This window comes from Acinetobacter sp. TWP2-2-3 (genome assembly GCF_049896445.1).
Lineage (GTDB): Bacteria > Pseudomonadota > Gammaproteobacteria > Pseudomonadales > Moraxellaceae > Acinetobacter.
This window is the reverse complement of record NZ_JAFCUI010000001.1, coordinates 685695-692867: the sequence shown is the minus strand read 5'-3', so window position 1 is coordinate 692867 and position 7173 is coordinate 685695. Positions and strand designations below refer to the sequence as shown.

The window sequence follows — 7173 nt, the reverse complement described above, 5'->3', positions numbered from 1 at the left end:
GCGACCATAGCAAGAGTGAACCACCTGATCCCTTCCCGAACTCAGAAGTGAAACCTCTTAGCGCTGATGGTAGTGTGGGGTTACCCATGTGAGAGTAAGTCATCGCCAGCTCATTATTCGAAAATCCCCCTCCGCTAAGGCAGAGGGGGATTTTTTTGTGCGTGGAATTTTAGATAAGATATTTAACATATCTATATCTCAAAGTTGATCAGATTCTTCTGAGACAGAGAATTCCTGTTAATTTGTTTGATCTATTGGGATCTCTGTAAAACTAGCGCTATAAGAGTTTACAAGCTGATCTTATAAACCTTACAAAATAAAAAACCAGCGAATCGCTGGTTTTTTATTGCAGACTATTTTAGCTGAATATATATATCATGGCTGAGATTAATAGGTTGTAGGTATACTTTCATGATAAAAACTTTAATGGAGACAATTAGCGATTATTATTTACCAAATATTAAATAAAATAGCCTAAGTATGGTTAAATTAATTCTCTTTATTCAGTCATTAGAGAGAGTCTTTTAGCATTTTTTTATGCTGTTTTACTTGGTTGGCATAACGTTTACCTTGTTTACGCATTTTACGATTATTTTCATAACCTGACGGACCTACATTATAATAGGCAAGCGCTTTCTTCCAGTCACCGGATGATTGATTATATTTAGAAAGAATATATGTACCACATTGGATATTACTGCTTTCATTGTATAAATCACCAGGGCAGGTTTGTTGCCAATATCTTGGAATCACTTGCATCAAGCCTACCGCACCTGCTGGCGAAGTTGCTTGGCTACGATAAGTAGATTCCTGATGAATCACAGCCGCCACTAGGAGCGGATCTACACCTTGATTTTGTGCATGTTGAACAATTAAAGGTGAAACACGATTAGCTGTACTGGATGGGGTAGAATAAGCAGTTTGAATGCCTTTAGACAGCTTAGCTGCGCGTTTTTCTACCGAGCCTCCGCCCAAGGATGAGCAACCCGCAAAAAGAAAAGTGCCCAATAAAATAGAAGAAAATTTAAAAGAATGAGAATTAAATAGTGAACATTTAGATTTAATTGGATTTAATAGATGAGAAAAAAACAAACTGTGAATTCCATGCCTGAATAAACGTATTTTGATGTTAGGCAGCCTATATACAAGAGTCAAGCTTGCTGCTGATGAAAGCACTTTATTAATGTACAAATTTTATCTATCTACTAAAAAATCTCTAAGTTGAAAGGTTTTTCAGCATCCAGATTTCACAGGCTTCACTATGTCCGGTATTGCCTTGAGGATGATCAAGATGCTGAAAACCTAATTTTTCATAAAGTTTCACCGCTTGCCAAAGCGCTTTAGTTGTTTCTAGATAGACTGACTTAATCTGATGAGCCTGTGCAAATTCACAGGATAATTCTAAAATTTTCTTGGCAAAACCCTGCTGACGGATTTCAGGTAAAAAGTACATCTTCTGAATTTCTAAAATAGTTGCATCACCTTTTAAGGGCGCAATTCCACCACCACCGTAAATTTTATTTTGTTGATCTACAACAACCCAGTAAGCTGATTCCGGTTGCTGATAAACTTGATATAGTTCATCTAGAATAGAATCACCTACGGCAAAACCAGATTCTGCTGCCAGTCCAAACTCTTGGGAAACACCACGAATAATGCTTGCAATTTGAGCATTATCTTCAGGCTGAATAGGACGAATAGAGTACATATTGGACTGATTTTATTTTGAAAAAACGATGAATTTTTATAACGCTAAATGCTTAAAAAAGCCATCGTTTATTCAATTTAGATAAGTTTAATTCGCTATTTAATGAGCAATCATTATTTTAATTCGCTCGATGATTTTCCTAATTCCCGACGGGCAATAATCAGTTGCTGAATTTGCTGGGTGCCTTCAAAAATATCCAGAATCTTGGAATCACGCGCCCATTTTTCCAAAAGTTCAGTTTCGTTATAACCAATGGCTGCTGCCAGTTCGACACATTTTAAGGTAATTTCATTACCGATCCGACCGGCCTTGGCTTTGGCAATAGAGGCTTCACGTGAATTTGGTTTGTGATTATCGGCCATCCAGGCGGCCTTCAGCATCAGCAAGCGTGCTGCTTCCCATTCAGCTTCCATACGATAGATTTGTGCTGCGATATTAGAGCTTTGTAAATACGGTGTGGTATAAGTGGAGTCCAGCTGATCCTTAAAAATCTCCTTGATGCGTTCCAGCGAGGCTTTCGCACAACCAATCGCCATGGCGGCGACCAGCGGGCGAGTATTATCAAAGGTTTCCATCACGCCAGCAAAGCCTTTAGCAACATCGATTTCTGCATGACCGAGCAAGTTTGCAGCAGGTACTCGACAGTTGATCAAGCTGATCGTGGCGGTATCGGATGATTTAATCCCTAATTTATGTTCCAGTCGTTCGACCTTCATTCCTGGAGTACCTTTGGTCACCACAAATGATTTAATAGCTGATCGTCCCAGCTTTTTATCCAGAGTTGCCCAAACGACCACTGCATCAGCACGCTCTCCAGAGGTCACAAAAATTTTCTCGCCATTCAGAATATAGTCATCACCGTCTTTAGTCGCAGTGGTACGAATTGCAGCGGAATCTGAACCGCAACCTGACTCGGTAATCGCCATGGCGGCCCAAGTTCCATGAAAACGGTGCAATTGTTCCTCATTGGCAACAGCTGCAATGGCTGAGTTTCCTAATCCTTGGCGTGGCATCGAGAGTAATAAGCCAGTATCGCCATAACACATTTCAATAATGCTTAGGGCGGTAGACATATTGATGCCATTTTTATTAGTCGTATCTGCATCGCCACGTTTATTGACTGCTGCACCGGCATTCATGCCTTCGCTACTATGATTCATACCGTCGACCACAGAAGCGAGCATGTCTAGTTCTATCGGATAAGCATGTTCAGCCTTGTCATATTTACGTGAAATCGGACGCAAAACATTGAGGGCAACTTCATGTGCTTGATCAATCAAAAGCTTAAATTTTTTTGGAGTTTGTAGATTCATCATTGTTCTTCTTTATGTTCTGATCAGGCATGTAAGCCAGAATGGAGAATGGCAGTGGCTCTTAGGTCTCTATACCAGCGTTCTACCGGATGTTCTTTGGTAAAACCATGACCACCCAAAATCTGTACACCATCGGTGCCTATTTTCATGGATTTTTCTGCGCAGAGCAGACGCGCTAGATAAGCCTCACGATGGAAAGCTTGACCGGATTCAGCCAGACTGGCGGCATTCAGGATCAGCATTTGCATCGCGTCAATTTCAATGGCCATATCAGCAATCATAAAGGCGACACTCTGACGATGAGAAATTGGTTCGCTAAAGGCAATACGGTCATTGGCATATTGCACACAGTATTTTTTGACTGCTTCACAGGTGCCCACTGCCATCGCACACCACATTAAATTACCCAGATCAACAAAAGCTGCATAATCAAAATCTTTATCTCCCAGACGTTGAGCTGGAGTATTTTCAAATTTGAGCGTAACGCTTTCAGTGGCCTTTAAACCCATAGCCGGCGATTTTTTCGCAGTGATGGTACTGTCGCGTTGCACCACAAAGACCTCAGCTCTGCCATCCAGATCAGCACTGACCAGATACAGATCGGCACTTTCTCCCAAGAGCACTAAGGTCTTTTCACCCAGAATTAGATAATGTCCCTGATGTGCAACAGCCTTGGTTTTAAGTTGCTCTGGGTTAAACGCTGCTGTTTTTTCCTGTACTGCAAAGGTGGCCTTTAACTCAGGATTCTCTGCGAAAGCGCCCAGATATTCTGCCTGAATCTGCTCTGAGCCCCAGCGGGTAATGGCGTTAATGACACTAAAAGTCGAAAGTAAGCCAGCCGTCAGACTGAAATCACCCTGAGCCAAATGTTGAGCGATTAAAATATTGCTGACAATATCCTGTTCTGATGCAACGCCCCCCAATGCTTCAGGCAGGGCATAGAAATTCAGACCTAAATCAGTGCTGTATTGCCAGAGTTCATGGGGAAATAATTCATGCTGATCTGCATCATGCGCCAAGGGATATAGCACCTCTTGGGCAAATTGCTGCATGGCATTACAGGTCATTTGCTGTTCTTCAGTCAGGTTCAGATCAAATAAGGATTTGGACTGATGCGGCAGACGCTGTTTTTGAATCTTCTGGCCAGATTTCAGGATTTTCTGGGTTTGACTCAGGGTTTTGAATCCTGCTTTTGAACTTTGATAAAGTGATTTTTCTACAAATTTACGCAGTTTTAATTGATCTAATACTTCGCTGCCCGCGATTTTTGTCAGTAGGGATAAGCCAAATCCTTGGGCTTTATTCACCATATTATTCATTCTGATTATCCTAAAGGTGTTGTCACGTTATTTTTTTAATACTGACATGTGCTCAGATATAAAACTATGTCGTAGGTGACAAGATTAATTGACAATTTTTAGGTTTAGGGGATTGAAGGAAGGGGTGAATAAATCAATGAAAATTAAAAGAAAGATAAAAATATAAAAAATCGAATATGTCTAAAAATTGACCCGAATGACAAAATTATCCGGGTCTTTTTGATATTGGTTTATTTTAAGAGAGATGATGTTTAATCATGGCACGCACATTGGTTTTGGCATCAATCACGGTCATAAAGGTATAGGCACCAATAAATTTACGGCTAATAAACATAAATTCTTTGGGTGGAACACTGAAATAACGTGAAGCCATAGATCTCGATGCCTGTTGCATCACACGGCTATGCAGCTGGCTTTTTTTCCAGTCATAGCGATTATGTTCATCCATGATGCCAGCTGGCAATTCTTGATTATTTAGCGGTGAACTAAACGCTTCGGTGGCCAGTAAAAAGACTTTGGCCATATCCGGTTTGATGCTTTGCGGAATCGAATCAAAAAACTCATAACCAGTCATCGCCTTGACCATCATATCCGAGTCATGATGATAGCCTGCCTGGATCAGGTTACGCGCAACACTGAGCAGATGCTGGTCAAACTGGCGGATCGCGCCAAAGTCGAGCAGAATGATCTTGTCGTGCACATCTGCACCATTGCCCAGACGAACCAGATAATTACCAAAGTTCGGATCGGTTTGCATCTCGCCCCATTCGAAAATTTCACGTACTGCAATTTCCAGAGAGGCTTCCCCTAACTGGTTGCGGCGTTCTTGGGGCAGGGATAACATTACCGGGCTATTGATCGGCACACCACGTTCAAAAGTCATGCATAGCACACGATCAGAGCAATATTCATTAATAATGGTCGGGACGATATAGCGCGGATCATCTTTTAAACGTGCAGCAAAACGACGCGTGGTATCTGCTTCAATCTGATAATTTACTTCACGGTGCATCATCTCACGGACTTCATCGAACCACTGGTCGAATTCTCGGGTCTGCGGCACGATACGGGTCAATTTCAGCATATTTTTAAACAGGCTCATATCCGAATCAATGGCTTCTGCCACACCTGGGTATTGAATTTTTAACACCAGTTCCATGCCGTCAGATTTTCGGGTAGCGCGATGTACCTGTGCCAAAGAAGCTGTGCCCAAAGGTTCATGATCAATGGTGAGATCGTCGAGTTTAGAACCAAGTTGTTGCTGTAACTGGGTCTTGATGGCTGGCCATGCCAATGCCACCGTCTGATTGTTCAGGGTATTTAGAGCCTGAGTGACTTCTTCTGGCAGAAAATGCTCACCGTACAGCGCCATCATCTGGCCAATTTTAACGATAGACCCTTTCAGCTTGCCAATTTCCGCTACCAGATAATCGGCCTGTTCTTTCATGGCTTTTTTACGTTTTTTTTCTTTTTCTTCTTCGCTTGAGAACATGGAGCTTGCACTAGAAGCCGCCCAACGCGTGCCTGCCAGCAAGGATGCCTTTGCGATCGATAAGCGTCGATCCATAGAGGAGGTTTTCAGTTGTTTAAGCTTATCGTTCTGATCTGACATGTAAACTCGATCCTTTCATCATCAGCATGAAGCAGAATAAATCATTGTAAGGGATAGTAGCGTTTCTGCACGTATTAAAAAAGTTTAAGCCGCTGAATTCATAGTAAAAGCTAGGCAAGCTTTCATTTATTCACCAACTTGTATCAGTTTAGACAGGGCATTATGCCATTTGAAATTGGATTTTTAATTCAGATCGTTGTTGTAACTGTTGTTTATTTGTTTGAATATGTTGATGAATCAGGCGCTGTACGCTGTCATGCATGAAGCCCAAAGCATAGCCTTTTACAATCACAATACTTGGCAAGCCAAAAAACAGATATTTAGCATCGTCCAATGTCGCATCGGTAAATACGCCATGTTGCATTAAGGTCGACTGCAAAAATACCTTTTCTTGCTGCACCTGACTGGAGGCTTGATCATTCCAGTAATTCTGGCGCATCGCCATAAGATTATTGTGCTTATAGCTCATGGATCTGGGCTCGTTTGAAGATTGAATGCGGATTATATGTGGGTCATGGGCCAATTTTCAATTGTGCAACTGTTTAATCTTTCAGTCCGAGAAAGGCATAGGATTTTTGTCCGGACTGCGTTAATATCAGTGGATAATTAAACAATATTGATTGTTAAAACATTTATTGGGATTGTACCGGTTTCGGTCAAGGGGAAGTTATGCGTCTTGCATGGTTTTTAGTTGCAATTTTTGCGGGTACTACGGTTCAGACACAGGCTGCTGTTGGGTATTCCAAGGAATATACACAGTGCATGAATTTTAGTTATGGTAATACACCCAAAGCGGAAAAATGCCTGGAAAAAGAGCTGAAAGTTCACAATAAACGTCTGAAGAAAAACTATAAAACTTATCTTAAATTGAATCCGAATCAAACCGCCGCCATTCGCAGTCAGCATGTATTGTGGGAGCGTAAACTGGCCCAGCAATGTAATTTTAGAATGTCAGGAAAATATGCCAAACAGCAACAAGGGCAATGTATGCTGGCTTTGATTATGGATCAGGCCAATCTTTATCAATCTCGTTCTTATGCGTCCGGTTTTCGATAAATCATCATAGTATTAGCATCGGCATTTAACAGAAACATCCCTGAATAAAGTAAACATTTATAATCATGATCGCTCACAAAAACAGGAATTTTATAATTTTTGTGAGCGTAGAGAATTCGTGTTTTTCATGCTTTAGCATTATAAAAGCAGGCAAAACAAGGTATC

General features: G+C 41.3%; 7 protein-coding genes and 1 rRNA gene. 2 read left to right on the top strand and 6 right to left on the bottom strand.

Translation table 11 applies throughout. The features are described from left to right. Positions 1 to 111, top strand: a 5S ribosomal RNA gene (gene rrf, locus ACP7AK_RS03340); the annotation flags it as partial. Between the two features lie 399 nt (positions 112 to 510). On the opposite strand, the gene ACP7AK_RS03335 is transcribed toward rrf, so the two are convergent. The 6 genes from ACP7AK_RS03335 to ACP7AK_RS03310 form a co-directional block, all read right to left on the bottom strand. Continuing rightward, the gene (locus ACP7AK_RS03335; protein ID WP_425878569.1) at positions 511 to 1092 is read right to left on the bottom strand and encodes a lytic transglycosylase domain-containing protein; all 582 of its coding nucleotides are present in this window, start codon (positions 1090 to 1092) and stop codon (positions 511 to 513) included. Positions 1093 to 1216: 124 nt separating this feature from the next. Beyond that, positions 1217 to 1708, bottom strand: a complete 492-nt coding sequence (locus tag ACP7AK_RS03330; protein WP_005100090.1) for a GNAT family N-acetyltransferase — start codon at positions 1706 to 1708, stop codon at positions 1217 to 1219. A gap of 113 nt (positions 1709 to 1821) precedes the next feature. After that, on the bottom strand, positions 1822 to 3021 hold the full coding sequence (locus ACP7AK_RS03325) for an acyl-CoA dehydrogenase family protein (RefSeq protein ID WP_425878602.1): 1200 nt from the start codon (positions 3019 to 3021) through the stop codon (positions 1822 to 1824). Positions 3022 to 3044: 23 nt separating this feature from the next. After that, entirely contained in the window at positions 3045 to 4331 is a 1287-nt protein-coding gene (locus tag ACP7AK_RS03320) for an acyl-CoA dehydrogenase family protein (protein ID WP_425878600.1), read from the bottom strand. 244 nt (positions 4332 to 4575) lie between these two features. Then, complete coding sequence (locus ACP7AK_RS03315; protein ID WP_004647106.1) at positions 4576 to 5952, bottom strand: ABC1 kinase family protein; 1377 nt, start codon at positions 5950 to 5952, stop codon at positions 4576 to 4578. A gap of 160 nt (positions 5953 to 6112) precedes the next feature. Then, positions 6113 to 6421, bottom strand: a complete 309-nt coding sequence (locus ACP7AK_RS03310; protein WP_005100098.1) for a hypothetical protein — start codon at positions 6419 to 6421, stop codon at positions 6113 to 6115. A 200-nt stretch (positions 6422 to 6621) separates the two neighbouring features. On the opposite strand from ACP7AK_RS03310, the gene ACP7AK_RS03305 reads away from it, so the two are divergent. Continuing rightward, positions 6622 to 7008, top strand: coding sequence for a DUF1311 domain-containing protein (locus ACP7AK_RS03305; protein WP_425878567.1), 387 nt, complete (start codon positions 6622 to 6624; stop codon positions 7006 to 7008). Positions 7009 to 7173: the final 165 nt, after the last annotated feature.

What these genes read in the sequence shown, in the direction of transcription:
- ACP7AK_RS03330 (WP_005100090.1), bottom strand. Translation starts at nt 1,708, where the DNA reads ATGTACTCTATTCGTCCTATTCAGCCTGAAGATAATGCTCAAATTGCA.
- ACP7AK_RS03325 (WP_425878602.1), bottom strand. Translation starts at nt 3,021, where the DNA reads ATGAATCTACAAACTCCAAAAAAATTTAAGCTTTTGATTGATCAAGCA.
- ACP7AK_RS03320 (WP_425878600.1), bottom strand. Translation starts at nt 4,331, where the DNA reads ATGGTGAATAAAGCCCAAGGATTTGGCTTATCCCTACTGACAAAAATC.
- ACP7AK_RS03315 (WP_004647106.1), bottom strand. Translation starts at nt 5,952, where the DNA reads ATGTCAGATCAGAACGATAAGCTTAAACAACTGAAAACCTCCTCTATG.
- ACP7AK_RS03310 (WP_005100098.1), bottom strand. Translation starts at nt 6,421, where the DNA reads ATGAGCTATAAGCACAATAATCTTATGGCGATGCGCCAGAATTACTGG.
- ACP7AK_RS03305 (WP_425878567.1), top strand. Translation starts at nt 6,622, where the DNA reads ATGCGTCTTGCATGGTTTTTAGTTGCAATTTTTGCGGGTACTACGGTT.